The organism is Sedimenticola hydrogenitrophicus (assembly GCF_029017505.1).
Taxonomy (GTDB): Bacteria; Pseudomonadota; Gammaproteobacteria; order Chromatiales; family Chromatiaceae; genus Sedimenticola; species Sedimenticola hydrogenitrophicus_A.
Window position 1 is genome coordinate 47044 of the sequence record NZ_JAQGEI010000028.1, and the last position, 25106, is coordinate 72149.

Annotated in this window: 20 protein-coding genes; 9 read left to right on the forward strand and 11 right to left on the reverse strand. The window is 62.4% G+C overall.

Annotated elements, in window-relative coordinates; genetic code table 11:
- Positions 1 to 24: 24 nt before the first annotated feature.
- Positions 25 to 2421, reverse strand: coding sequence for a serine/threonine protein kinase (locus O9K64_RS16540; RefSeq protein ID WP_275099205.1), 2397 nt, complete (start codon positions 2419 to 2421; stop codon positions 25 to 27).
- A gap of 171 nt (positions 2422 to 2592) precedes the next feature.
- On the opposite strand from O9K64_RS16540, the gene O9K64_RS16545 reads away from it, so the two are divergent.
- From O9K64_RS16545 to O9K64_RS16565, 5 genes are read left to right on the forward strand one after another with little or no spacing between them, the layout of a single operon-like run.
- Positions 2593 to 4389 carry an NAD(P)H-dependent oxidoreductase subunit E gene (locus tag O9K64_RS16545; RefSeq protein ID WP_275099206.1) on the forward strand — a complete coding sequence of 599 codons (1797 nt, stop codon included), beginning with the start codon at positions 2593 to 2595 and terminating at the stop codon, positions 4387 to 4389.
- Positions 4386 to 5111, forward strand: a complete 726-nt coding sequence (locus O9K64_RS16550) for a 2Fe-2S iron-sulfur cluster-binding protein (protein WP_275099207.1) — start codon at positions 4386 to 4388, stop codon at positions 5109 to 5111. The genes O9K64_RS16545 and O9K64_RS16550 overlap by 4 nt, the downstream gene beginning before the upstream one ends.
- Positions 5101 to 5640: an NADP oxidoreductase gene (locus O9K64_RS16555; RefSeq protein WP_275099208.1), complete on the forward strand. Its 540-nt coding sequence runs from the start codon at positions 5101 to 5103 to the stop codon at positions 5638 to 5640. The genes O9K64_RS16550 and O9K64_RS16555 overlap by 11 nt, the downstream gene beginning before the upstream one ends.
- 7 nt (positions 5641 to 5647) lie before the next feature.
- Positions 5648 to 7153, forward strand: coding sequence for a Ni/Fe hydrogenase subunit alpha (locus O9K64_RS16560; RefSeq protein WP_275099209.1), 1506 nt, complete (start codon positions 5648 to 5650; stop codon positions 7151 to 7153).
- Entirely contained in the window at positions 7150 to 7662 is a 513-nt protein-coding gene (locus O9K64_RS16565) for a hydrogenase maturation protease (RefSeq protein WP_275099210.1), read from the forward strand. The genes O9K64_RS16560 and O9K64_RS16565 overlap by 4 nt, the downstream gene beginning before the upstream one ends.
- A gap of 144 nt (positions 7663 to 7806) precedes the next feature.
- On the opposite strand, the gene clpB is transcribed toward O9K64_RS16565, so the two are convergent.
- The 6 genes from clpB to rluD all read right to left on the reverse strand — a co-directional run bounded on the left by clpB (position 7807) and on the right by rluD (position 14962).
- Entirely contained in the window at positions 7807 to 10377 is a 2571-nt protein-coding gene (gene clpB, locus O9K64_RS16570; RefSeq protein ID WP_275099211.1) for an ATP-dependent chaperone ClpB, read from the reverse strand.
- A gap of 269 nt (positions 10378 to 10646) precedes the next feature.
- Complete coding sequence (locus tag O9K64_RS16575; protein ID WP_275099212.1) at positions 10647 to 11333, reverse strand: lysophospholipid acyltransferase family protein; 687 nt, start codon at positions 11331 to 11333, stop codon at positions 10647 to 10649.
- Positions 11334 to 11720: 387 nt separating this feature from the next.
- Positions 11721 to 12245, reverse strand: a complete 525-nt coding sequence (gene def / locus O9K64_RS16580; RefSeq protein ID WP_275099213.1) for a peptide deformylase — start codon at positions 12243 to 12245, stop codon at positions 11721 to 11723.
- 2 nt (positions 12246 to 12247) lie between these two features.
- Positions 12248 to 12754 carry a glycine cleavage system protein R gene (locus O9K64_RS16585; protein ID WP_275099214.1) on the reverse strand — a complete coding sequence of 169 codons (507 nt, stop codon included), beginning with the start codon at positions 12752 to 12754 and terminating at the stop codon, positions 12248 to 12250.
- A 488-nt stretch (positions 12755 to 13242) separates the two neighbouring features.
- Positions 13243 to 14010 carry a peptidoglycan editing factor PgeF gene (pgeF, locus tag O9K64_RS16590; protein WP_275099215.1) on the reverse strand — a complete coding sequence of 256 codons (768 nt, stop codon included), beginning with the start codon at positions 14008 to 14010 and terminating at the stop codon, positions 13243 to 13245.
- A complete protein-coding gene (rluD, locus tag O9K64_RS16595) occupies positions 14003 to 14962 on the reverse strand; it encodes a 23S rRNA pseudouridine(1911/1915/1917) synthase RluD (protein WP_275099216.1) in 960 nt (319 codons plus the stop codon). The genes pgeF and rluD overlap by 8 nt, the downstream gene beginning before the upstream one ends.
- Before the next feature lie 629 nt (positions 14963 to 15591).
- On the opposite strand from rluD, the gene O9K64_RS16600 reads away from it, so the two are divergent.
- Positions 15592 to 16419 carry an outer membrane protein assembly factor BamD gene (locus tag O9K64_RS16600; protein WP_275099217.1) on the forward strand — a complete coding sequence of 276 codons (828 nt, stop codon included), beginning with the start codon at positions 15592 to 15594 and terminating at the stop codon, positions 16417 to 16419.
- A 116-nt stretch (positions 16420 to 16535) separates the two neighbouring features.
- Here the strand turns inward: O9K64_RS16600 and O9K64_RS16605 are convergent, their stop codons facing one another.
- From O9K64_RS16605 to sucC, 4 genes are all read right to left on the reverse strand, one after another.
- Complete coding sequence (locus O9K64_RS16605) at positions 16536 to 16874, reverse strand: P-II family nitrogen regulator (RefSeq protein ID WP_260295506.1); 339 nt, start codon at positions 16872 to 16874, stop codon at positions 16536 to 16538.
- Positions 16875 to 17244: 370 nt separating this feature from the next.
- Positions 17245 to 18870, reverse strand: a complete 1626-nt coding sequence (locus O9K64_RS16610) for an NAD+ synthase (RefSeq protein WP_275099219.1) — start codon at positions 18868 to 18870, stop codon at positions 17245 to 17247.
- Positions 18871 to 19306: 436 nt separating this feature from the next.
- Positions 19307 to 20179, reverse strand: a complete 873-nt coding sequence (gene sucD, locus O9K64_RS16615) for a succinate--CoA ligase subunit alpha (RefSeq protein WP_275099220.1) — start codon at positions 20177 to 20179, stop codon at positions 19307 to 19309.
- A 79-nt stretch (positions 20180 to 20258) separates the two neighbouring features.
- Complete coding sequence (sucC, locus tag O9K64_RS16620; RefSeq protein ID WP_275099221.1) at positions 20259 to 21422, reverse strand: ADP-forming succinate--CoA ligase subunit beta; 1164 nt, start codon at positions 21420 to 21422, stop codon at positions 20259 to 20261.
- Positions 21423 to 21516: 94 nt separating this feature from the next.
- Here sucC and O9K64_RS23805 point away from each other — a divergent pair, with 94 nt between their 5' ends.
- From O9K64_RS23805 to O9K64_RS16630, 3 genes are read left to right on the forward strand one after another with little or no spacing between them, the layout of a single operon-like run.
- A complete protein-coding gene (locus tag O9K64_RS23805; protein WP_420493179.1) occupies positions 21517 to 21750 on the forward strand; it encodes a PP0621 family protein in 234 nt (77 codons plus the stop codon).
- Positions 21751 to 21794: 44 nt separating this feature from the next.
- Positions 21795 to 23438 carry a sensor histidine kinase gene (locus O9K64_RS16625; protein WP_275099222.1) on the forward strand — a complete coding sequence of 548 codons (1644 nt, stop codon included), beginning with the start codon at positions 21795 to 21797 and terminating at the stop codon, positions 23436 to 23438.
- Between the two features lie 9 nt (positions 23439 to 23447).
- Entirely contained in the window at positions 23448 to 24800 is a 1353-nt protein-coding gene (locus O9K64_RS16630; RefSeq protein ID WP_275099223.1) for a sigma-54-dependent transcriptional regulator, read from the forward strand.
- The last annotated feature ends 306 nt before the right edge of the window (positions 24801 to 25106 follow it).

A 25106-nucleotide genomic window follows, 5' to 3' on the forward strand; every position in this document is an offset into this window, starting at 1 on the left:
CAATACTACGGTGCGGAAACATTTTCACATTCGCGAGCGGAATGCAAGAATCAACTGGTTGCGCAGGGTCTTGATCAGGTTGAGCTGTTTGGCGGTCAGCACGATACCGTCCGGCTGTGGATGATCGGCATAGATCAGGCCCAGGGGCCGCTGTTTCATGACCAGCGGAAAGATCAGAAACGATCCGGCGTTGGAGATCTTTGTGTACCACGGCGGCAGGTCATCCCTGATCTTCGGGTCACCGGTATTGGAGATCGCCAGATCCACGCCATTCTTCAAGGCAGCATGAAACACATCCGTGCTGTACTGGCGGGAAAAATGGAAACCGGCGATGAAGTTGTCGATATCGCTGCCGAACCCCAGTTTCGCCTGGATCTCCTGATTGTTGCGATCCTGCAGGCAGAGGACCACCCGGTTGAAGGCCAGGGCACGGTAGATGGTCTCCAGCACCACGTTGAATACCTGGATGATATTGGTCGTGTCATCCAGCAGCATATCGGTCACCTCCTGCATCCCCTCGGCGAGCACGATCTCGGCATTGATCGCCGGGTCATCCGGGGTGATTTCGGCGATCGGATCCTCGCCGACAGGTCGCTTCAACGGCTCCAGCGCCAGCGTGGTGGTGATTTCCTCCAGATGCCCGCTGCCCCCGTTGCCCGCCTGGGTCACAGGCGCGGTATCGGGATGGGCCGGCCGCGACAGCCGGCGCATGAACGGGTCATTGGCCGCCTTGGCGGTGAGGCTGCCGCTGAGTTCGACAAACTCCGCTCTTGCCTCCTCCAGCATGCTGTCGAAACGGCGCTCACTGATCGCCAACCCGCGGCGAAAGCGTTTCAGCAGCTGACGGATCTGCTGTTCACCGCCATCCTCTGCTTCGCCGATGATCCGGGTCGCCTCGTTGGAGAAGTTGGCGATCAGGCGCAATTTCACATCCTTATCCAAAAGGTCACCCGGCGCAGCGGGGTCCACCTTGACCATACCCCGCGTAATACTGGCCGGAAAATTCCACTGTTCGGCGATAGCGATGCCCATCTCCTGAAAAGACATGCCCAGCACCCGGCGCTCGGCCTGCTCCTGGGGCAGCGATTCGGTCCTGACCAGACGCTGTATCTCCTCGCTCTCGTCATTCAGATAATAGGTGACCAGAATCTTGCCCAGGGTATGCAGCATGCCGCAAAGGAAGCCCTCCTCCACATGCTCCAGCCCGGCGTCTTCCGCCGCCTGGCGTGCCAGGGTGGCGCTGAAGATGGCCGCCGCGATCTCGTTCTTGAGTTTGATCGCCTGGGTCTTGTTGTGCAGATGCTCAAAAAAGATCAGCGAGGCGGCGATGGAACGGATGGTTTGGATACCGAGCACCACGATGGCCCGGGAGATGGTGCCAATGCGCCCGGCGAAGCGACTGTAATAGGCCGAGTTGACCACCTTGAGTATCTTACTGGCCAGGGCAAAGTCGCGGATGATGATGCCGGCCAGGTGATCCATCCCCTTGTCATCCGAGGCGGTCAGACGGTTGAGGGTTCGAATGGACTCCGCGAGCACCGGAAAGTCACTCTTGTGCTGCATCCGCCGCAGCAGAAAATCGACTGTCCCCTTGGTCGCCTGCCCGGTCAGTTCATCGACGCCCTTGCGATAACCGACGATCGCACCCAGCATCTCCCCGGCATCGGCAAACCGCGAACCGGGCTCTTTTTCCAATGCCTTCTGCACTATCCCGTCGAGCTGTTCACTGACTTCCGGATTGAAGCTGGAGGGATTGGCCACGGCCAGATCGCGGATATGCTTCAGCAGGGTCGGCTGATCGCGGGCGTCGAACGCCACCTTGCCGGTCAGCAGCTCGAACAGGATCGCCCCCAGGGCAAACACATCCGCCTGCGGGCTCACCGTGCCCTGATCGATATATTCCGGTGCCATATAGCGTGGCGTGCCGGTCAGCTCCACGTCCGGGTTCACCGCGCCACCAAGCAACCGGGCGATACCGAAATCCATCACCTTGGGCGTACCCTCGCGGTTGAGGATGATGTTGGCCGGTTTCAGATCCCGATGCACGATGCCCTTGCGATGCACCTGGTCAATCCCTGAAAGTATCCCGGTGATGATATCCAGGGCCTCCTGCAGGCTCGGCGCCCCCTGCCGCAGGCGGTCCGACAACAGTTCGCCCTCGACGAATTCAAATACCAGGTAGGGTCGCTTCCGCTCATTGCCGACGTCAAAAATGGCGACGATATTGGGATGCTGAATCTGACTGATGGTGCGCGCCTCGCTCAGCAGGCTGTCCAGGATCGAGGTGGCGCCCGGCATCACGCGGTCCAGTAACTTGATTGCCACCGAGCGGCGTAACTCGGAATCGATACATCGATAGACCGAGCCCTGGCTCCCGGAACCCAACTTCTCCTTGATTTCAAACCGACCGATCTGCGGCATAACCTGATATTGCACTCCTGATCACTGTGTAGAGGGTTAGCGGCAGGCTAAGTGAAATCTTGCTGATTTGTATCACCCGGTCCCGACGCGAGACCAGATAGGCTATAGTGAATTGAGTTGAACACGGCCGCCAGCGGCAGATTCATATTATTGAAATCCATGGATCCCATAATGGTTGAGGACAAACCGAAGCAGATCTTACAGAACATGCTCAATGACCGGGAAAGCGACCCGACCCATCTGCTACAGACGCTTATCGAAGTCCAGCAAGCCTTTCGTTATATACCGCATGATGCCATAGACCGGCTTGCGGAATCACTGGGACTGGGCAGGGCATTTATCCTGGGGGTCATTGAGTTCTACAGTTTCCTGCATCTCGAACCGCGCGGTGAGTACGACATCCTGCTCAGCGACAATGCCACCGATCAGATGCAGGGGAGCCGGCTGCTGGCCGAACTGCTGGCTCGGCAGCTGGACGTCGGGATCGGCGGCACGCGCGGTGACTATCGCGTCAGTCTCGGCTACACCTCCTGCACCGGCATGGGCGATCAGGGTCCGGCCGCCCTGGTCAATGGGCGGGCGGTCACCCGCCTGACCAGTGAGCGTATCGACCGGATGGTTTCCCTGATCGAGCAGGCCATACCGCTCGACCAGTGGCCGGCCGAGCTGTTTGCGGTCACCGCCGGGGTGGTGCGCCGGGACATCATCCTCAACAGCGACTATAGCGCGGGCGCCGCCATCCGCCGCGGCCTGGAACACGGCCCGGAGGCACTGCTCGACCTCCTGGAACAGAGCGGACTCCGGGGCTGCGGTGGCGCCGGTTTCAGCACCGGGAAAAAGTGGCGCTTCTGCGCCGGCGCCGAGGCGGCCGAGCACTACGTGGTGTGCAATGCCGATGAGGGGGAACCGGGCACCTTCAAGGACCGCTATCTGCTGCAGGCCCATGCCGACCGGCTGTTCGAGGGCATGACCCTGTGCGCCGCCGTGATCGGGGCGCGCCGCGGTTTCCTCTATCTGCGCGGGGAATACCGTTATCTGCTGGAAACGCTGCACAAGACCCTGCAACAGCGTCGCGAGCGCAATCTGCTGGGCCACTCCATCCTCGGCCGGGCGGGCTTCGATTTCGACATCGAGATCCATCTGGGGGCCGGGGCCTACATCTGCGGCGAAGAGTCGGCGCTGATCGAATCGCTGGAGGGCAAACGCGGCATCCCCCGCAACCGTCCGCCGTTCCCGGTGATCCAGGGCTATCGGGGCATGCCCACGGTGGTCAACAACGTCGAGACCCTGGCCAATGCGGCAATGATCGCCCAGCACGGGCCGGCGTGGTTCCGTTCCGTCGGCACCGCCCAGTCGCCCGGCACCAAGCTGCTCAGCATCTCCGGAGACTGCGAACGGCCGGGCATTTATGAGTTTCCCTTCGGCACCCCGATCGGCGAGATCCTGGCCGCCTGCCAGGCGCACCATACCCAGGCGGTGCAGATCGGCGGAGCGGCGGGCCGCCTGATCCCGCCCACCGAGTTCGGCCGCACCCTGGCCTTCGAGGATCTCGCCACCGGCGGTTCATTCATGGTCTTCAACCAAGGCCGGGAACTGCTCAAGGCGATCGACAATTTCACCCGTTTTTTCAGCCATGAAAGCTGCGGCTTCTGCACCCCCTGCCGGGTCGGCACCGCGATGCTGGTCAGGCAACTGGGGAAAGTCATGGTGGGACACGCCACCACCAAGGACCTGGATGAACTCGCGACCCTCGGCACCCTGATGCGGCAGACCAGCCACTGCGGCTTGGGGCTGACCGCGGCCAATCCGGTCCTCGATGGCCTGGAGAAATTCCCCGGCATCTTCCAGGCACGCCTGTGTTCCACCAGTTTCGAGCCGTCGTTCGACCTGGACGCCTCGCTGCAAGAGGCCCGCGCCCTCACCGGCCGCACCGACCCCGGGGCACATCTGGAAGGCGGTGGCGTATGAACCCCAGTTTCAAAATCGACGGCGTGACGGTTCCGTTCGAGGCGGGTCAGAGCATCATGGAGGCCGCCCTGGCGGCCAAGATCTATATTCCGCATCTCTGCCACAACCCGGAATTCCATCCCCACGGCAGTTGCCGGCTCTGCTGCGTCACCGCCGATGGCCGCAGCGTCGCCGCCTGCACCACCCCGGCACTCGACGGCATGGAGGTGGCCAACGAGACCCATGAGATCACCACCCAGCGACGCCTGCTGCTGAAGCTGCTGTTCGTGGAGGGCAATCACGTCTGCCCCGCCTGCGAGAAGAGCGGGGCCTGCCAGCTGCAGGCGGTGGCCTATCACTGCGGCATGCTGGCACCGGAGTTCGTGCACTTCTATCCGCGGCGCGCGGTGGACGCCTCCCACCCCGAGACCATTATCGACTTCAACCGCTGCATCCTCTGCGAACTCTGCGTCAGGGCCAGCCGCGAGTATGACAAGAAGGGGGTGTTCAGCATCGGCGGCCGCGGTATCCAGGCCCATCTGATGATCAACTCCGCCAGCGGAAAACTGGGCGACTCCCACTTCAGCGCCGCCGACAAGGCGGCCCGGGTCTGCCCGGTGGGGGCCATCCTGCCCAAACACCGGGGTTACGAGGTGCCCATCGGCAAGCGGCTGTACGACCAGGAGTCGATCAGCCAGGTCGGCGACGTGGCCGCACACCAGGAGCGCGACCATGGTGAATAAGGTCCGGATCGCCACCGCCTCCCTGGCCGGCTGTTTCGGCTGTCACATGTCTCTGCTGGATATCGATGAGCGGCTGATCGAGCTGGTCGCGCAAATAGAGTTTGACCGCACCCCACTGACCGACATCAAGCAGATCGGCAGCTGCGATGTGGGGCTGATCGAGGGCGGCGTCTGCAATGCCGAGAATGTGGAGGTGCTGAAGGCGTTCCGCCGCCACTGCAACATCCTGGTGGCGGTCGGGGCCTGCGCCATCAATGGCGGCGTGCCGGCCATGCGCAACCAGTACTCGCTGGCGGAGTGCCTGGAGGAGGCTTATCTTAGCGGCAGCGGCATCGACAACCCGCAGATCCCCAGCGATCCGGAACTGCCGCTGCTGCTGAATCAGGTGCACCCGGTCCACGACGTGGTTTGGATAGACTATTTCCTGCCCGGCTGCCCCCCCTCCGCCGATACCCTGTTCACTTTTCTGGGGGAGCTGCTCTCCGGCCAGCCGATCCAGTTCGCCTACCGCCAGATCCGTTATGACTGAACCCATTATGACTGAACAAGACCCCATCGATATCAGCCGCCTGGAGACGGCGGAACACCCGCAGACCCTGCGGCGCATCGCCATCGAACCCCTGAGCCGGGTGGAGGGACACGGCAAGGTGACCCTGCTGCTGGACGATGACAACCGCATCCGCCAGGCGCGCCTGCACATCGTCGAGTTCCGGGGCTTCGAGAAATTCATCCAGGGACGCCCCTACTGGGAGCTGCCGGTGCTGGTGCAGCGGCTGTGCGGCATCTGCCCGGTCAGCCATCACCTGGCGGCGGGCAAGGCGATCGACCAACTGGCCGGCGTGGACCGGCTGACGCCCACCGCCGAGAAGGTGCGCCGGCTGATGCACTATGGCCAGATCCTGCAGTCCCACGCCCTGCACTTCTTCCACCTCGCCTCGCCCGACCTGCTGTTCGGGTTCGACAGCGACGTCAGCCGACGCAATGTGGTCGGCCTGATCGAGCGACACCCGGACCTGGCCAGGCAAGGGGTGCTGCTGCGCAAATTTGGCCAGGAGGTGATCCGGGTCACCGCCGGCAAGCGCATCCACGGCACCTGCGCCATCCCGGGCGGGGTGAACAAGTCGTTGGAGCGCAGCGAACGGGACTATCTGCAACAGGATATCGGCCAGATGATCGCCTGGGGGGAGGCGGCGCTGGCGCTGGCGCGGAACCTGTTCCTGGCGGCACGGGAGCAGCATCGCCGCTTCGCCCGCATCGACACCCCGATGCTGAGCCTGTGCCGCACCGACGGCGCGCTGGAGCTCTACCACGGCGAGCTGCGGGCCGTCGCTCCCGACGGCGCCAAGCTGCTGGAGCGGATCGACCCACGGGACTACCACCGGCACATCCGCGAACAGGTCAAGTCCTGGAGCTACATGAAGTTCCCCTATCTGCAGCAGTTGGGCCCGGAGGTGGGCGCCTATCGGGTCGGTCCCCTGGCGCGGCTCAACACCTGCGACTTCATCGACACCCCGTTGGCAGAGCTGGCGCGGATCGAGTTCCGCGCCCTGGAGCCGGGCGGCCTGGTGCAATCCACCCTCGCCTATCACTGGGCACGCATGATCGAGCTGCTGCACTGCGCCGAGAAGATCGAGCAGCTGCTGGCCGACCCCGACCTGCTGGGCGGCGAGCTGAGGCAAACCGGCGAGATGCGGCCGCGCGGCATCGGCGTCATCGAGGCGCCCCGCGGCACCCTGATCCACGACTACGAGATCAATCCGGACGGCCTGGTCACGCGGGCCAACCTGATCGTCTCCACTACCCACAACAACCGCGCCATGAATGAGTCGGTGCGCACGGTGGCGGCCGATCTATTCGACGGCCGGGAGATCAGCGAAGGTATGTTGAACAGTATCGAGGTGGCGGTGCGTGCCTACGACCCCTGTCTCTCCTGCGCCACCCATGCCCTGGGCAAGATGCCGCTGGTGATTGAATTGCAGGCGCCGGATGGACACATCGTCGACCGCCTGATCAAGGACACCCGGGGTGAACTGAGCCGGTGAGCAGAGCGCCGATTGCTGTCATCGGCTACGGCAACCCCTCCCGGGGGGATGACGCCCTGGGTCCCGAGTTGCTGGAACGGCTGGGGGAGGCGGCGGCCGGGATCGAGCCCGGCTGCTACGAACCCATCACCGATTTCCAGCTGCAGATCGAACACGTCACCGATCTGCAGCGGCGCGAGCTGCTGCTGTTTGTCGACGCCTCGGTGACGGCCCGGCCACCGTTCGAGTTCTTCCGCCTTACCCCGCACCGGGACCACAGCTACAGCAGCCACAGCCTGAGCCCGGCCACCCTGCTGTCGGTGTACCAGGAGGTCTATAAGACCGCGCCGCCACCCGCCTTCCTGCTCGCCATTTCCGGTTACCGGTTTGAATTGGGCGAACCCCTGTGCCAGCAGACGGCCGCCCATCTGGCGCGTGCGGTTGATTTTGTCCGGGGTTTACTGGCGCAGCCGAACGGGACGTTCTGGAATGCGCAGGTGGATTTGATGGCCAGGCCGTTTGAAGTTTGAAGTTTGAAGTTTGAAGTTTTGTAGGGTGGATAAGCCGGTAGGCGCATCCACCATTGCTACGGTGGATGCGCAAGCTTATCCACCCTACAGTACTTTTGGGTGGAAGGATTCCAAGACCGTCGGCGGCAGGGATGCCGCCGCTGCTCACCCCTTGCTGAAGCGCAGCCCCTGCTCCGAGACGTCGACGCGGATGGTATCCCCGGGGCCGAAGCGGCCACCGAGGATCTCCTGGGCCAGCGGGTTCTCCAGTTGCTGGCGGATCACCCGCTGCAGCGGCCGGGCGCCGTAGACCGGATCGAATCCGGCCTCACCCAGCCGGTCCAGGGCCGCTTCGCTGAGCTGCAGACCCATGTCTTGATCGGCCAGCCGCTGCTCCAGGTAACGCACCTGGATCACCGTGATGGCGCGGATCTGCTCGCGGCCCAGGGGATGGAACACCACGATGTCATCCACCCGGTTGATGAATTCCGGGCGGAAGTGCTGGCCCACCACCTCCATCACCGCGTGTTTCATATCCTCGTAGCGCTCCTCGCCCGCCAGGGTCTGGATCAGGTCGGAACCGAGATTGGAGGTCATGATGATCACGGTGTTGCGAAAGTCCACCGTGCGCCCCTGGCCATCGGTAAGGCGCCCGTCATCCAGCACCTGCAGCAGCACGTTGAACACGTCCGGATGGGCCTTCTCCACCTCGTCCAGCAGGATCACCGAATAGGGTCGGCGGCGCACCGCCTCGGTCAGGTAGCCGCCCTCCTCGTAACCCACATAGCCCGGGGGAGCGCCGATCAGGCGCGCCACCGAGTGCTTCTCCATGAACTCGGACATGTCGATCCGCACCATGGCGTCCTCGGTGTCGAACAGGAAATCGGCCAGCGTCTTGGAGAGTTCGGTCTTGCCCACGCCGGTGGGCCCCAGGAACAGGAACGAGCCGTTTGGCTGGCGCGGGTCGGAGAGTCCGGCGCGCGAGCGGCGGATGGCGTTGGCGACGGCGGCGATGCCCTCGGCCTGGCCGATGACCCGCTTGCCCAGCTCCTCCTCCAGCCGCAGCAGCTTGTCGCGCTCGCCCTCCAGCATCTTGCTCACCGGGATACCGGTCCACTTGGAGATCACATCGGCGATCTCCTCGTCGGTCACCTTGTTGCGCAGCAGCTTCATCTCCTGCATCTCGGCCTGGGAGGCCATGTCCAGCTGCTTCTCCAGTTCGGGGATACGCCCGTACTGCAGCTCCGACATACGTGCCAGGTCACCGGCGCGGCGCGCCGTCTCCATCTCCAGGCGGGCGCGCTCCAGCTCCTCCTTGATGTGGGCGGTGCCCTGCAGGGCGGCCTTTTCGGATTTCCAGATCTCATCCAGATCGGAAAACTCCCGGTCGGCCTTCTCGATCTCCGCCTCCAGCTGGGCCAGGCGTTTCTTGGAGGCCTCGTCCGACTCCTTCTTCAGCGCCTCGCGCTCGATCTTGAGCTGGATCAGGCGCCGCTCCAGGCGATCCATCTCCTCCGGCAGGGAGTCGATCTCCATGCGGATCTGCGAGGCGGCCTCGTCGATCAGGTCGATCGCCTTATCCGGCAGCTGGCGGTCGGTGATATAGCGGGTGGAGAGGGTGGCGGCGGCGACGATGGCCGGATCGGTGATGTCCACGCCGTGGTGCAGTTCATAGCGCTCTTTCAGACCGCGCAGGATGGCCACGGTATCCTCCACCGACGGCTCTTGCACCAGCACCTTCTGGAAGCGGCGTTCCAGGGCCGCGTCCTTCTCGATGTACTTGCGGTATTCGTCCAGGGTGGTGGCGCCGACACAGTGCAACTCACCACGGGCCAGGGCCGGTTTCAGCATGTTGCCGGCGTCCATCGCCCCTTCGGCCTTGCCGGCACCCACCATGGTGTGCAGCTCATCGATGAACAGGATGATCTGCCCCTCCTGCTTGGAGAGGTCATTCAGCACCGCCTTCAGACGCTCCTCGAACTCGCCACGGAACTTGGCACCGGCGATCAGCGACCCCATGTCCAGCGACAGCAGGCGTTTGCCCTTCAGCCCTTCCGGCACCTCGCCGTTGACGATGCGCTGGGCCAGTCCCTCGACGATGGCGGTCTTGCCCACGCCGGGCTCGCCGATCAGTACCGGGTTGTTCTTGGTACGGCGCTGCAGCACCTGGATGGTGCGACGGATCTCGTCGTCGCGGCCGATCACCGGGTCCAGCTTGCCCTGTTCGGCGCGCTCGGTGAGGTCAATGGTGTATTTTTCCAGCGCCTGGCGCTGCTCTTCCGCGTTCGGATCATTCACCTGCTGGCCGCCACGCAGCTGCTCGATCACCTTTTCGATCGGCTCCTTCGCGGCCCCTGCCTTGCGCAACAGTTCGCCCATGGCGCCCTTGTCATCCAGGGCGGCCAGGACAAACAGCTCACTGGAGATGTACTGGTCCTTGCGCTTCTGCGCCAGTTTGTCGCACTGATTGAGCAGCCGCCCCAGGTCGTTGGAGATGTGCATATCCCCGGCCGCCCCCTCGATGCTGGGTAGGCGGTCGAGGATCTCGCCCAGCCCGGAACGCAGCTGGTTGACGTTCACATCGGCCTGGGTCAGCAGATGGCGTACCGTGCCCCCCTCCTGGTCGAGCAGGGCGGTCATCATGTGCACCGGTTCGATGAACTGGTGATCGCGGCCCACCGCCATACTCTGGGCATCCGCCAGGGCCATCTGGAACTTGCTTGTCAGTCTGTCCATGCGCATGAAAATTACTCCGATAAAATCTAAGGTTACTCAGCAGATGGGGCACCCGATATCGAAATTCAACTGAAAATTCATATTGCTACACTGCCCTCGTGGCCATCCAGGATGGCCTGCACCAGTTTCGTAGGGTGGATAAGCGACAGCGCATGCCATCCTCTGGTCCGTAAACGGTACATCCATGTACCACTCCTCACCGCGGCAATGGTGGATGCGCCTACCGGCTTATCCACCCTACAAAAGTACTTTATCAAATTGAAGTAGCACTAACGGCCATCGAGGATGGCCTGCACCAGGGCGTGCAGCTGATCCCGGCCCCACTCCTCGGGATAGATGGGGGAGCTGGCCCGGATCCTGGCCCGGCTGCGCAACAACACCCCGCCGATCACACCGCCGGCACCGCGGATGCCGTTGATGCGATGGGGGATGATCGGTGCCCCGGTGATCTGGGAGAGGCGGATGGCGCCGGCCTTGATGCGCCGCGGCGGATCACTGTCCAGATGGATCCGGCCGTGGGGAAACAGCGCCACCACCTCGCCGCTACGCAGACAGCGCAACGCCTCGCGCAGCGCCTGCTCCGGTTTCTTCTCCCGGTCAACCGGGATACAGCCGACCGCCCGGAACAGCCAGGTCAGGCCGAACCGCTCATACTCCTCGCGGGCGATGACGAAGCGCAGCGGCCGCCGCGCCGAAGCCAGCAGCAGCAAGGGATCGAGACCGGAGACATGATTGGCCACCACGATCGCCGGGCCGCGCCGTGGCAGGCGCAGTCCGATCAGGTTGAGCCGGTGGTAGCGGTAACAGAAGAGGCGGATGAGCCCATCCAGCAGATTCACCCAGGCGTGCCCCCAGTCGACCCGGTTGGCGCGGCGGCAGGCCCGGTAGAGCCGATAGAACAGCCACAGCAGCAGGACTAGCAGGAAGAATGAAACGGCAACAGCGAAAGACGACATGGCCTCCCCATGAAATTAGCCGCGAATACACGCAATTGGCCATATATGGTAACTACTTACCCCTAAGCGCACCACGGAGACACGGAGAGGAATCGAGAGGTGTCGGAGTCAAGCCGCGTATTTCCGTGAATCGAGCGATCCACTCAGAGCGGCTTGACTCCGACACCTGCGCGCGATTCGAATGCCCCACCCCTCTGGCACCCACAAAACCACCGGAGGGGATTGTAGCGCGGTAGGATGCGGTGAGTAACACGAACCGCATCATGTCTTGTCGCCGCGACTGATGCGGTTCGCAAGCTCACCAGCATCCTACATCCGTGCTTATCGCAATAGCCCGGTAGAGTGGCACGAAGTACGTGCCCTACTGAATCGCGATTTCACCCTCTTTTACTTCCTCGACTTACCGCCCTTCTGATAGACCTTGCGCTGGAACAGGTCGGTGCGCCGGCTTACCACCCGGTCGATGAACAGCAGGCCGTCGAGATGATCCAGTTCGTGCTGTACGGCGCGCGCCTCGTAACCCTCCATCTCATACTCCAGCGGCTTGCCCCAGGGATCCTGGGCGCGGATGCGGATGTGGGTGGCGCGGATCACGTTGCCGGTGTAATCGGGCACCGACAGACAACCCTCGCGGCCCATCTCGAAGCCGTCCCAGTGGGTGATCTCGGGATTCACCAGGATCATGTAACCATGATTGGGCACCGGCTTGCGGGTATTGGAGACATCGACGATCACCACCCGCAGGAGGCGGCCCACCTGGGGGGCGGCGATACCCACCGCGGCAGGGCCGTCGCGGCGGGTCTGCTCCAGTTCATCGATAAAGGCGCGCAGTTCATCATCGAATTGTTCGACCGGCTCGGATACCTGCTTCAGCCGCTCGTCGGGTATTTTCAGTATTTCCAGAACGGCCATGGTTATCCAATCAGGGTCTCTATGGGCGAAACATGCACGTCGATATCGCCCAGGTTGTCCAGTGCCGCCTCCAGGGTCTCCAGCGGCAGGTCGGCATAGCCCTGGATGTGCATGATGTAGACCGGCCGCTCACTGGAGCCGGCCACATCCGACTCCAGCTCCAGAATATTGAATCCGTGCTCCGCCAGCACCGCCGTTACCTGGGCGACGATGCCGGCCCGGTCGGCCCCGACCACCCGCACCTGGATATTGGGGACCACGTGCTGATGCAGGGATCCGGCGATGTCATCCACATGCATGTGCAGCCCCAGCGCATCGGCCACCGGCTGCAGTACCGGTTCCACCGCCCCCTCGCCGGTGACCATCATCATGATGGTGAAATTACCCCCCAGCCGGATCATCGAGGTCTCACCCAGATTCCAGCCCGCCCGGTACAGGGCATTGGTCACCCGTCCGACGATCCCGGGCCGGTCGGCGCCGACCAGTGTCAGCATTTTCCAGTCACTCATTTCTCTTCTCCCGTTGTTAAACGGATCATGTCTCAAAACCATCAAGGGGTCGGAGTCAAATTTGATCATGGAAACGGGGCATTTCATACGACAATGTCCCGCAAATTTGACTCCGACCCCTGCAGGACTGCCCGACCACCAATCGGTGGGTTACGGCGCGCGCACGGTGCAATGCAAACGGCCACCCTCCGCGCACGGCGCGCCTAACCCACCCTACAGGAGCTTTGTAGGATGAGGCGTGGCACAAGGATGTACCGGTTACTTGGTGGATGCGCTGTCGCTTATCCACCCTACACCCTCCTCGCCCCACCTCCGGTTTTTTGCCGGTCAGCGCCGTAGGGTGGATAAGCCGGTAGGCGCATCCACCATCAGCCGCCGCAAGCGTAGGGTGGGTTAGCGGCGCACGGGCACGACACTTCCCGGCTGCGACAACGCCCGGGCGCCGCGTAACCCACCGAGCCCCCGACCACCAACCGCCGGGCCCAGGCTCACTCGATCCAGATCAGCGATGCCATGCGTCCCGTCACGCCGTCGCGGCGATAGGAATAAAAGCGCCTGCTGTCGGTTACTGTACAGTAATCACCACCGCCGATGAAACCGACACCCGCCCGCCGCAGCCGCAGCCGGGCCAGCTGGTAGATATCCGCCAGCCAGTGCCCCGGCCGGCCCGGACGGAACGCGTGGTCGGCCTGTGGATCGTCCTGCAGGAATCGCTCCCGTACCTCAGGTCCGACCTCAAAGGCGTCCGGGCCGATCGCCGGACCCAGCCATGCCAGCAGTTGCTCGGCGGAATCATCGAAACCGGCCAGCGCCGCCTCGATGACGCCATCGGCCAGACCGCGCCAGCCGGCATGCACCGCCGCCACGCGGCTGCCTGCGCGGTTACACAGCAGCAGGGGCAGGCAGTCGGCGGTCATCACCACGCATACCTGACCCGGCTGGCCGGTGATGCCGGCATCGGCTTCGCGGCTCTCCCCGGGGCTCTCCCCGGAACTCTCCCCGGCTCTGGCGCAATCCAGCACCCGGGTACCGTGCACCTGATCGAGCCAGACCGGGGCGGCGGGCAGCCGCGCCGCAGCCGCCAGCCGCCGGCGATTTTCCGCCACCGCCGCTGGGTCATCACCGACATGCTCGCCGAGGTTGAGGCTGTCGAACGGGGGCCGGCTCACCCCGCCCGAACGGGTGGAGATCACGGCGCGCACGCAGGCGGGGGCCGGCCAGTCCGGGATCAGCAGCTCCGGGGCCGCATCAGTCATGCTTCAGGTCCTCCCGCAGCGCCTCCAGCAGCAGTTGCATATCCTCCGGCAGCGGCGACTCCCACTCCATCCACTCGCCCGACTCCGGATGGGTCAACCCCAGCTTGAGGGCGTGCAGGGCCTGGCGGCGGAAGCGGCGCAGCGCCTCGCGCAGCTGCTCCGAGGCGCCCGCCGGCTGGCGCAGCCGTCCGGCGTAGACCGGGTCACCCACCAGGGGATAACGCAGGTGGGCCATGTGGACACGGATCTGGTGGGTCCGGCCGGTTTCCAGATTGATCTTCAGGTAGGTGTGGGCGCGGAAGCGCTCCAGTACCCGGTAGTGGGTGACCGCTTCCTTGCCGGCGCGGTGCACGGCCATCTTGATTCGCTGGGTCGGATGCCGGCCGATCGGTTCATCCACCGAGCCGCCCGCCGTCATCACCCCGGTCGCCACCGCCCGGTATTCGCGGTCGAACTCGCGGGCCTGCAGCTGTTCCACCAGCGCCTTATGGGCGGCCGGTGTGCGGGCGATCACCAGCAGGCCGGTGGTCTCCTTGTCGAGCCGGTGGATAATCCCGGCCCTCGGCAGCTGGATCAGCTCCGGATCATGGTGCAACAGGGCGTTCTGCAGGGTGCCGTCGGGATTGCCGGCGGCCGGATGCACCACCAGCCCGGCCGGTTTGTTGATCAGGATGAGGGAGGCGTCCTCATAGACGATGTCCAGATCGATCGCCTGCGGCCGGCACTCCACCTGGTCCTCCAGGCGCGCCTCCAGCGCCACCCACTCGCCGCCCAGCACCTTGTCGCGGGGCCGGCAGGTTACCCCGTCCAGGGTCACCAGACCAGCCTTCACCCACTGCTGCAGACGGCTGCGGGAGTAATCCGGAAACAGCTGGGCCAATGCCTGATCCAGCCGTTTGCCGGCCAGTTCCACCCCCACCCGGGCAGTGTGATGTTCCACTCTTTCAGACAAAGCCGCCGCTCCCGCTGTTCATGCCGTTCACTCTCGTGGTCGAAAGGGGGCAGTTTAACCCATTCGGCCCCGCCGGGCTTCACCGAACGCACGGCTGGGTGCGATTCAAGCTGATGTGGGGAAGTGCCTAACATAATCATGTTATTACGAGCCCCCCGCTGCGCAGCCCTGGATCAAGGACAAACTCGCCACTGTCATTGAGAGGATCCGTAGGGTGGATAAGCCGGTAGGCGCATCCACCATCAGCCGCCGCAAGCGTAGGGTGGGTTAGCGGCGCACGGGCACGACACTGCCGGCTGCGACAACGCCCGGGCGCCGCGTAACCCACCGAGTCCCCGACCACCAATCGGTGGGTTACGGCGCGCGCAGGGTGCAATGCAAACGGCCACCCTCCGCGCACGGCGCGCCTAACCCACCCTACGGGAGCTTTTAGGATGAGGCGTGGCACAAGGATGTACCGTTTACTTGGTGGATGCGCTGTCGCTTATTCACCCTACGTCTGCTTGACCAAACACTCAGGGGGATGGAGTCAGGCCACCCACCCCGTTCGGCAAAACGAGTCGTGTCGCCCAAGCGAAACCTTTCGGGTATACTTTTTGGCTCGAATCATCATCCAGTTACGATCGCTCATGGCCAAACATCGCATTTTCACCCTTGCACTCATCCTGCTGCTGCTCTCGGGCTGCTCCCTGCTGCCCAAGGAGAAGGACGAAACCCTCGGCTGGAGCGCCCAGAAATTTTATTCCGAGGCCAGCTTCGCCATGTCGGATGGTGACTATGAAACGGCCATCAAGTATTTCGAGGGCCTGGAATCCCGCTACCCCTTCGGACGCTACGCCATGCAGGCCCAGCTCGATGTGGCCTACGCCTATTACAAGGATGGCAATCATGAATCCGCCATCGCCGCCGCGGACCGCTTCATCCGCCTGCATCCGCGCAACCCCCATGTGGATTACGCCTATTACCTCAAGGGAATCGTCAATTTCAATCGCAACCTGAGCTTCATCACCCGTTTCATTCCCACCGACACCTCACAGCGCGACCCCGGTTCGACCATCGAGTCGTTCAATGACTTTGCCGAGCTGGTGCGCCGCTTCCCGGAGAGCCAGTATGCCGAGGATGCCCGCAAACGCATGTACTACCTGCGCAATAACCTGGCCAACCATGAAGTCCACGTGGCCCGTTACTACATGAAGCGCGGCGCTTACCTGGCGGCAGCCAATCGCAGCGTGACCGTGGTCGAGAAGTACCAGCGCACACCGGCGGTCAAGGATGCCCTGGAGATCATGATCGCCGCCTACGAAAAGCTGGGACTGGAGAAACTCTCCGCCGATGCCGAGCGGGTGCTGGCGGTCAATCTGCAGAATGGCGCACTGGACGTGGCGCAAGCCGAGTACACGGAAAAGAAATCGCTCGGAAAGGCAGTCTGGGACTACTTCGAACTGGACGAGAACTGAGCGCGTCCGCGTGGGCACAAAAAGCGTGCCCACCCTACGGCCTCCGCTCTACCGCCTCCATCCCTGGACAAACAAGGGGCGCCGCAGCGCCCCTTTTTGTTGGTTCAAATAAGCACTCAGATCGCGGCTTCGTCTTCCTCGCCGGTACGGATACGCACCACCTTCTCCACCGAGGTGACAAAGATCTTGCCATCGCCGATCTTGCCGGTCTTGGCGGCACTGGTGATGGCCTCGATGCAGTCATCCAGCTGATTCCCGTTGATCACCACCTCAATCTTCACCTTGGGAAGAAAATCGACCACGTATTCCGCCCCCCTATAGAGCTCCGTGTGGCCTTTCTGCCGACCGAACCCCTTTACTTCACTGGCGGTCATACCGGTGATACCGATGGCAGACAATGCCTCCCGTACATCATCCAGTTTAAAAGGCTTAATAATCGCGTCGACTTTTTTCATTGTTACCAGGCTCCTGTTGTCACCTTACCGCACCAGCGGTGTATTTACTGATTCATGACCGCTCATATTACCGGAAATAAAACCTTCGGCAATAATCCTGGACCGATTCTTTGGTTTCCGTATGGAATGCTACTCACTTAAGGCGAATCTCAGGATTTCCGTCATTCCATCCTTAGGTCCGTAACCGGTGCATGGCATCCTCGGCTCCGTAAACGGTACATCCCTGTACCACTCCTCCTGTACCACTCCTCCTGTACCACTCCTCCTGTACCACTCCTCCTGCACCACTCCTCCGGCCTGCGCCGGGATGACGGCGGTTCCAGGCTTAAGTAAGTGCCATTCGTTTCCGTATGGGGTTCAGCGCCTCCGTTCAGAAACCATTGGTCAGAGGATAGCGTCTATCCCGGCCGAATGCGCGCTGGGTAATCTTGATACCGGGAGGCGCCTGTCGGCGCTTGTATTCATTACGATCGACCAGTCGGGTCACACGGCGCACGATCGCCTCTGGATAACCCGCCGCGATGATCTCCTGCACCCCCATGTCCTGCTCTATATACATTGCCAGAATGGGATCCAGGATCTCATAAGCCGGCAGTGAATCGGTGTCTTTCTGGTCCGGCGAGAGCTCCGCCGACGGTGGCCGCTCGATCACCCGGCGGGGTATCACCTCAACCTCCCGGTTGCGGTACTCCGCCAGCCGGTAGACCAGCAGCTTGGGCACATCCCGGATCGGCGCAAAGCCCCCGGCCATATCGCCATACAGGGTGGAATAACCCACCGACATCTCACTCTTGTTTCCCGTGGTCAGGAGGATTTTTCCGGTCTTGTTGCTGATCGCCATCAAGATCACGCCACGACAGCGGGCCTGGATATTCTCCTCCGTGGTATCGCGCTCGGTACCAGCAAAGGTCTGCGCCAGCATTTCAAGAAAGGTGTTGAATGCCGGTTCGATCGGGATGGTCTGATGCTTCACGCCGAGGATTTCCGCCTGGAGAATGGCATCTTCGTTACTCATATCCGCCGTATAGCGGGAGGGCATCATCACCACTTCCACCTGATCGGCGCCGAGGGCATCCACCGCAATCGCCAGGGTCAGGGCGGAATCGATGCCCCCCGAAAGCCCCAGCACCGCCCCCTTGAAGCCGTTCTTCAGGACATAGTCGCGGACGCCGCTGACCAGGGCCGAATAGACCGCCTCCTCTTCCGAGAGCAGCGGCTCGATGGTGGCGGCAACGGGGACCGGCCGGTCGGCCTCCCCGGCATACTCCACCAGCACCTGGTCTTCCCTGAAGAAGGCGGCCCGCTGGGTGACAGTGCCTGCCGCATTGACCACGAGGGAGCCGCCGTCAAACACCAGTTCATCCTGGCCGCCCACCAGATTGACATAAATGATCGAAAGCCCGGCCTCCTGGGCGCGTTTCTGCAGCAGCGTCTCCCGCTCCGGTGCCTTGCCGGAATGGAAGGGCGAGGCGTTCAGGTTGAGGAGTATCCGGGCACCCGCCTCGGCTGCCGCGACCGCCGGGGACTTGTACCAGATATCCTCACAGATGGTGATACCGACCGGTACCCCCTGCAGATCGAAGATGCAGGGTCCATCGCCGGGTTCAAAATAGCGCTTCTCGTCAAACACGCTGTAGTTGGGCAGCAGGGATTTGAAGTACTCGGCGATGATCACGCCGTCGCGGATCACGCCCGCGGCATTGTAGAGCTTGCCCTCCTTGCATCTGGGGTAGCCCAGGATCAGGTCGATCCCCGAGCAGGCACTGCACAGGCGCTCCAGTTCGCTCTCCACCCTGGCAATCAGTTCCGGCCGCAGCAGCAGATCCTCCGGCGGGTAGCCGGTGAGGGTCAGCTCGGGGAAGATCACCGCGTGGGCCTGTTGCTGATCGCGGGCGACCCGCATCGCCTCCAGGACGCGATCGGCGTTGCCGCGGACATCGCCCACCATCAGGTCGATTTGTGCTAAGGATATTTTCAGGTTCAATTGGCTATCCATTGATATGGCTGGTTAAACACCCCACTAGGAGCGCCTCTGGCGCGAAGGTTTTCGCGGCAAAGCGACGCACAAGGAAGTGCTAATGCCGCGGGAGGCAGGATGCCGGGAGCGGCCACTCCTACAAAAGCACTGTCCCTCATGCAACACCTAACAGGTATATGGGTGCAATCGAAAGTGTTGGTCCGCTTATTTGGCAACCGAAAAAAACAGTTATTTACGGATTCAGCCCGTAGGGTGGATAAGCTTGCGCATCCACCATTGCTACGGTGGATGCGCAAGCTTATCCACCCTACAGTACTATTGACCAACACTTTCGATTGCACCCCAGGTATATAGCCTTAAGAAACACCGGGAACCTGCCGGCCCCATAAACAAGAAACCGCCACCGGCCTGACGGCCGGGGCGGCATATGATACCCAATTTCGGGAATCCGGCGCTATCGGCTCATCAGTTCCAGCATCTTGGCGCCGATCTCCGAGGGTGAACGCACGGTGGCGACACCGGCGGCCTCCAACGCGGCGAATTTGCTGTCCGCAGTACCCTTACCGCCGCTGACGATCGCACCCGCGTGGCCCATGCGCTTGCCCGCAGGGGCGGTCACACCGGCGATATAGCCGACCACCGGCTTGGTCACATTGGCCTGGATATAGGCCGCCGCATCCTCTTCCGCGGTCCCGCCGATCTCGCCCACCATGACGATGCCTTCGGTCTGGGGATCCGCCTGGAACAGCTCCAGGCAATCGATGAAGTTCATGCCGTGGATCGGGTCACCGCCGATACCGACACAGGTGCTCTGGCCCAGGCCGGCGGTGGTGGTCTGGAACACCGCCTCGTAGGTCAGGGTGCCGGAGCGGGAGACGATGCCGATCTTGCCGGGCTGGTGGATCATGCCGGGCATGATGCCGATCTTGCAGGCGCCCGGGGTGATGATACCGGGGCAGTTGGGGCCGATCAGGCGGCAGTCGTAGTTGGCCAGGGCCGCCTTGACTTTCAGCATGTCCAGCACCGGGATGCCCTCGGTGATACAGGCGATCACCTTGATCCCGGCATCCGCCGCCTCCAGGATCGCATCGGCGGCAAAGGCCGCCGGTACGTAGATCATGGTGGCATCGGCACCGGTCGCCACAACGGCGTCATGCACGGTGTCGAAAACCGGCAGGTCCAGGTGTTTCTGGCCGCCCTTGCCGGGGGTAACGCCACCCACCATGTTGGTGCCGTAGGCGATCGCCTGTTCGGTGTGGAAGGTGCCCTGTTTGCCGGTAAAACCCTGACAGATTACTCGGGTGTCTTTATCAATGAGGATACTCACAATTCTTTTCCTGTATCTGGTGCCTATATTTGGCAATAGCGGCTCAGCGTCCGTGGGACGCCGCCGCCGGTTCAAACAATCAGCCTTTGGCGGCAGCGACGACTTTCTCTGCGCCTTCCGAGAGATCAGCAGCGGTGGTGATGGCCAGGCCGCTGTTGGCCAGGAGTTCCAGCCCCTCAGGCGCCTTGGTACCTTCAAGACGCACCACCACCGGTACCTTGACGTGCACCTCTTTCACCGCCTCGATGATGCCCTCGGCAATCAGGTCGCAACGGACAATGCCGCCGAAGATGTTGACCAGCACGGCCTGCACCTTGTCATCGGACAGGATCAGCTTGAACGCCTCCGCCACACGCTCGGCGGTGGTGCCACCCCCCACATCCAGGAAGTTGGCCGGTGAGCCGCCCTTGAGCTGCACCAGATCCATGGTGGCCATGGCCAGCCCGGCGCCGTTGACCATGCAGCCGATGTTGCCGTCCAGGGTGATGTAATTGAGGTCATGCTCGGCCGCCTTGGCCTCACGCTCGTCTTCCTGGCTGATATCCCGCATGGCCAACAGCCCCGGCTGACGATACAGGGCGTTGCCGTCCAGGTTGATCTTGGCATCCAGGGCGATCAGGTTGCCGGCCTTGGTGACCACCAGCGGGTTGATCTCCACCAGGCTGGCGTCACTCTCGACGAACAGTTTGTAGAGGGCGAACATGAACTTCTGGAATTCCCGGATCTGGGTGCCCTCGAGCGCCAGGGCAAACGCCAGTTTGCGGCACTGATAGGCCTGCAGGCCCGCGGCCGGATCGATGCGGATGATGTGAATCTGTTCCGGGGTCTCTTCCGCGACCTCTTCGATATTCATGCCGCCGGCCTGGGAGGCCATGAACAGGATCTTCTTGGAGTCCCGATCCACCAGCACACTCAGGTAGAGCTCACGCTCGATATCGGTGATGGTTTCAATCAGCAGGGTGTTGATCGGCAGACCGGGCTCGCCCGTCTGCTTGGTCACCAGCATGCTGCCCAGCAGACGCTGCGCCTCGACCTCGACCTGGTCCAGGCTGTCCACCAGCACCACGCCGCCGACCTTGCCGCGGCCGCCGGCATGCACCTGTGCCTTGACTACCCAACGTCCACCGCCAAGGGCTTCCGCCGCCCGACGCGCATCTTTGACGGAGGTGACTGGACTACCCTCCGGTACAGGAATACCCTGTTTTGCAAACAATTGTTTTGATTGATACTCGTGTAGATTCATTCTCGCAACCGGTCAACGTGATAAAAAAGAGTGCTATTCTGGTCGAATTCGACAAAATAAGCAAAACTAGGAAATACCCTAATAAACTGAGATTATGGGCATACGACTGATACTGATTCTTCTCACCCTCTGGGCGCTGTACATTATAGTACGGGGCTATATCAGACGCTCCCGCAAACCATCTGTCAAAAGAGATAATAAAGTCACAGCCAACATGGTTCAGTGCAAATTTTGTGGCACTTATCTGCCCGAGCCGGAGGCCTTGCAGCACAACGGGGAGTTCTTCTGTTCAAAAGAGCATTTGATCCGCCAGGAGAGTAAAAAGTAGTCCCATGAAAAAACCTTCTCGTGCGACCGCAACCGCCTCCTCCCATGTCATTTGCTGACCCCGGACAACAGAAGCTGGCGCTGGAGAGCACTCAGGCACTCGGCGGCGCCACAGAACAATCCATCCGGATATTCTTCTATTACCGGCTGATCCTTGCCAGCCTGCTCGGCCTACTCTTCTTCAGCAAGACCGGCCCCGCCTTGCTCGGCCATACCGATCCCGGACTGTTCGCCCTCGCCGTCATCGCCTATAACAGCCTGGTGATCGCCAGCGGCCTATTGCTGTATGCCGGCCGCCCCCTGTCGCCCAACCAGCAGACCTTCCTGATGGTGTTTGTCGACATCGGCGCCATCACCCTGCTGATGCATGCCAGCGGCGGCATCGGCTCCGGTCTCGGCATGCTGCTGGCCGTCTCCATCGCCGCCGGCAGCCTGATCACCCGGGGCGCCTACGCCAGCCTGGCGGCGGCGCTGGCCTCCCTGGTGGTTCTCGCCGAACAGGTTTACGCCCATCTGAACCAGACCTTCGAAACCACCGCCTATACCCAGGCGGGCCTGCTCGGCACCCTGTTCTTCGCCATCGCCATTCTCGCCCAGGTCATGGCTCGCCAACTCAAGACCAGCGAGGCCCTCTCCAGCCAGCGTAAACTGGATCTGGCCGATATGGAGCAGCTCAACGACTACGTGATCCAACACATGCTCACCGGCATCATCGTGGTCGACACCGACAGCACCATCCGCCTGATGAACGAATCGGCCTGGTATCTGCTGGGCATGCCGGAGGTGGGCACCGGCAGCCCGTTGGACCAGGCGTGCCATAAACTGGCGGTGCAGCTCGCGGAATGGGACCCGGAACAGCACATCCCTCCGGAACCATTTCGCCCGGCCGCGGGCGGACGGGAGCTGACCGCCGGCTTTTCCCTGCTGGGAGAGAACAACCAGGGTGGGGCCGTTATCTTCCTGGAGGATACCGCCACCGTCACCCAGCAGGCACAGCAGATGAAACTGGCCTCGCTGGGGCGGTTGACCGCCAGCGTCGCCCACGAGATTCGCAACCCGCTGGGCGCCATCAGTCACGCCGGGCAACTGCTCAGGGAGTCAACCGACATCCCCCAGGCGGACAGGCGGTTGATCGACATCATCAGCACCAACACCCGGCGGGTGAACGAGATTATCGAAAACATCCTGCAGTTGTCGCGCCGCGGCCGCTCCCTGCCCAAGGAGTTCCTGCTGAAACCCTGGCTGGAGCAGTTCATCGGTGAACTGGCCCGCACCCTGGATCTGTCGGCGGGGGCGTTGAAATTGCGGATCGAGCCGGACAGCACACTGATCCGCATGGACCCGAGCCAATTCCGCCAGATTTTTGTTATCCTGTGCGAGAATTCGATCAAACACTTCGACAGGGAGCGCGAAGCCTTGAGCATACAGATCAGCGGCGGCATCACCCGCGAGTCGGGCGGGCCCTTCGTGGATATCATCGACAACGGTCCGGGCATCGCCGCGGAACATGCCCGGCAGATGTTCGAGCCCTTCTTCACCACCCGGAATGTCGGGACCGGCCTCGGCCTCTATATCGCCAAGGAGCTTTGCGAGGCCAATCGCCTGGGACTGGATTATATTCCGCCACCCAGCGGCGGCAGCTGTTTCCGTATCACCTTCCCCGGCAGGGGCAATCAACCGGTCAGGTAATCCTGGATCATGCGCAATCCACTGGCACTCATCGTTGACGACGAACCGGACATCCGCGAGCTCCTGGAGATCACCCTGGGGCGGATGAATATCGATTCCCGTGCGGCGGAAGATCTGCATGCCGCGAGACGACTGCTGGCAGCCGAGCAATTCGATCTCTGCCTGACCGATATGCGCCTGCCGGACGGCAACGGCATAGAGCTGGTGGAGATCATCGGCCAACACTATCCCGAGCTGCCGGTGGCGGTGATCACCGCCCACGGCAATATGGACTCCGCCGTGCAGGCGCTGAAGGCCGGCGCCTTTGATTTCGTCTCCAAGCCGGTGGATCTTGGCGTGCTGCGCAACCTGGTCAGCACCGCCCTTAAACTGGAGAAACGCGCCCCCGCGGAACCCCGCCAGCCCGGTGCGAAAAAACATTCAGAGCTACTGGGCAAATCACCCGCGGCCGAGCAGATCCGCCGCATGATCCATAAACTGGCGAGGAGCCAGGCGCCGGTATTCATCAGCGGCGAATCCGGTACCGGCAAGGAGCTGGCGGCCCGGCAGATCCACCAACAAGGCCCGCGCGCCGACCGCGACTTCATCGCCGTCAACTGCGGCGCCATCCCCCAGGAGCTGATGGAGAGCGAATTCTTCGGCCACATGAGGGGGAGCTTCACCGGCGCCGTCAGTGACAAACAGGGTCTGTTCCAGGCGGCGGACGGCGGCACCCTGTTCCTCGATGAAGTGGCCGACCTGCCGCTCAATATGCAGGTGAAACTGCTGCGTGCCATCCAGGAAAAATCGATCCGCCCCGTCGGCGCCCAGAAAGAGCTCCCGGTCGACGTGCGCATCACCAGCGCCACCCACAAGGATCTGACCGCCCTGGTGGAGAGGGGTGAGTTTCGCCAGGACCTGTTCTACCGGGTCAACGTCATCGAACTGGCCATCCCGCCCCTGCGGGAACGCAAGGACGATATCCCGCTGCTGGCCGACACGATCCTTGGCCGAATCGCCGCCCACGCCGGCAGCAACAAACCGCGAATCGACGAGGATGCCCTGCAGGCGCTGTACAAGTACCGCTTCCCCGGCAATGTTCGCGAACTGGAAAACATCCTGGAACGGGCCGTGGCACTCTGTGAAGAGGAGACCATCACCCTGGGGGATCTCCAGATCCCTGCCGGGACGGCTGCGGAAAACCCGGCCGTTAGCAGGATCAGCGCCGACCTGCCGCTTGACGAACACCTGGAACAGGTCGAGCGGGAACTGATCACCAAGGCGCTGGAAGAGACCCATTGGAACAAGACCGCCGCGGCCAAAAGGCTGGGCATCTCCTTTCGGGCGCTGAGGTATAAACTGGACAAATTGGGGATGGAGTAACGCAAGCCAGGTGGACCTAAACGAAATGAGGGATGTAGGGGAAGCGGTAGCGCATCATGCTGATCCATCACTATCGACGCTTTTCGCACCCAACCGGTCCTAGCGGATGCGCCGACCGGCGTATGCCATCGTCGGTGCGTCAACGGAACATCCTTGCAGCACCGCTCACCTTACCCGGCTCACCGCATTCGCTCTGGCAAGGGCTACTCCACTGCCGGCACGGTTATATTAGAGAATATTGTTCTCTAACCCGCATTCTTTGCTCTGACCCGAATGGCACTTACTTAAAGCGAATCGCAGGATTTT

Excerpts from the sequence above, each read along its gene's own strand:
- O9K64_RS16540 (WP_275099205.1), bottom strand. The coding sequence starts at position 2,421 with ATGCCGCAGATCGGTCGGTTTGAAATCAAGGAGAAGTTGGGTTCCGGG.
- O9K64_RS16545 (WP_275099206.1), top strand. The coding sequence starts at position 2,593 with ATGGTTGAGGACAAACCGAAGCAGATCTTACAGAACATGCTCAATGAC.
- O9K64_RS16550 (WP_275099207.1), top strand. The coding sequence starts at position 4,386 with ATGAACCCCAGTTTCAAAATCGACGGCGTGACGGTTCCGTTCGAGGCG.
- O9K64_RS16555 (WP_275099208.1), top strand. The coding sequence starts at position 5,101 with ATGGTGAATAAGGTCCGGATCGCCACCGCCTCCCTGGCCGGCTGTTTC.
- O9K64_RS16560 (WP_275099209.1), top strand. The coding sequence starts at position 5,648 with ATGACTGAACAAGACCCCATCGATATCAGCCGCCTGGAGACGGCGGAA.
- clpB (WP_275099211.1), bottom strand. The coding sequence starts at position 10,377 with ATGGACAGACTGACAAGCAAGTTCCAGATGGCCCTGGCGGATGCCCAG.
- O9K64_RS16575 (WP_275099212.1), bottom strand. The coding sequence starts at position 11,333 with ATGTCGTCTTTCGCTGTTGCCGTTTCATTCTTCCTGCTAGTCCTGCTG.
- def (WP_275099213.1), bottom strand. The coding sequence starts at position 12,245 with ATGGCCGTTCTGGAAATACTGAAAATACCCGACGAGCGGCTGAAGCAG.
- O9K64_RS16585 (WP_275099214.1), bottom strand. The coding sequence starts at position 12,754 with ATGAGTGACTGGAAAATGCTGACACTGGTCGGCGCCGACCGGCCCGGG.
- pgeF (WP_275099215.1), bottom strand. The coding sequence starts at position 14,010 with ATGACTGATGCGGCCCCGGAGCTGCTGATCCCGGACTGGCCGGCCCCC.
- O9K64_RS16600 (WP_275099217.1), top strand. The coding sequence starts at position 15,592 with ATGGCCAAACATCGCATTTTCACCCTTGCACTCATCCTGCTGCTGCTC.
- O9K64_RS16605 (WP_260295506.1), bottom strand. The coding sequence starts at position 16,874 with ATGAAAAAAGTCGACGCGATTATTAAGCCTTTTAAACTGGATGATGTA.
- O9K64_RS16610 (WP_275099219.1), bottom strand. The coding sequence starts at position 18,870 with ATGGATAGCCAATTGAACCTGAAAATATCCTTAGCACAAATCGACCTG.
- sucC (WP_275099221.1), bottom strand. The coding sequence starts at position 21,422 with ATGAATCTACACGAGTATCAATCAAAACAATTGTTTGCAAAACAGGGT.
- O9K64_RS23805 (WP_420493179.1), top strand. The coding sequence starts at position 21,517 with ATGGGCATACGACTGATACTGATTCTTCTCACCCTCTGGGCGCTGTAC.
- O9K64_RS16625 (WP_275099222.1), top strand. The coding sequence starts at position 21,795 with ATGTCATTTGCTGACCCCGGACAACAGAAGCTGGCGCTGGAGAGCACT.
- O9K64_RS16630 (WP_275099223.1), top strand. The coding sequence starts at position 23,448 with ATGCGCAATCCACTGGCACTCATCGTTGACGACGAACCGGACATCCGC.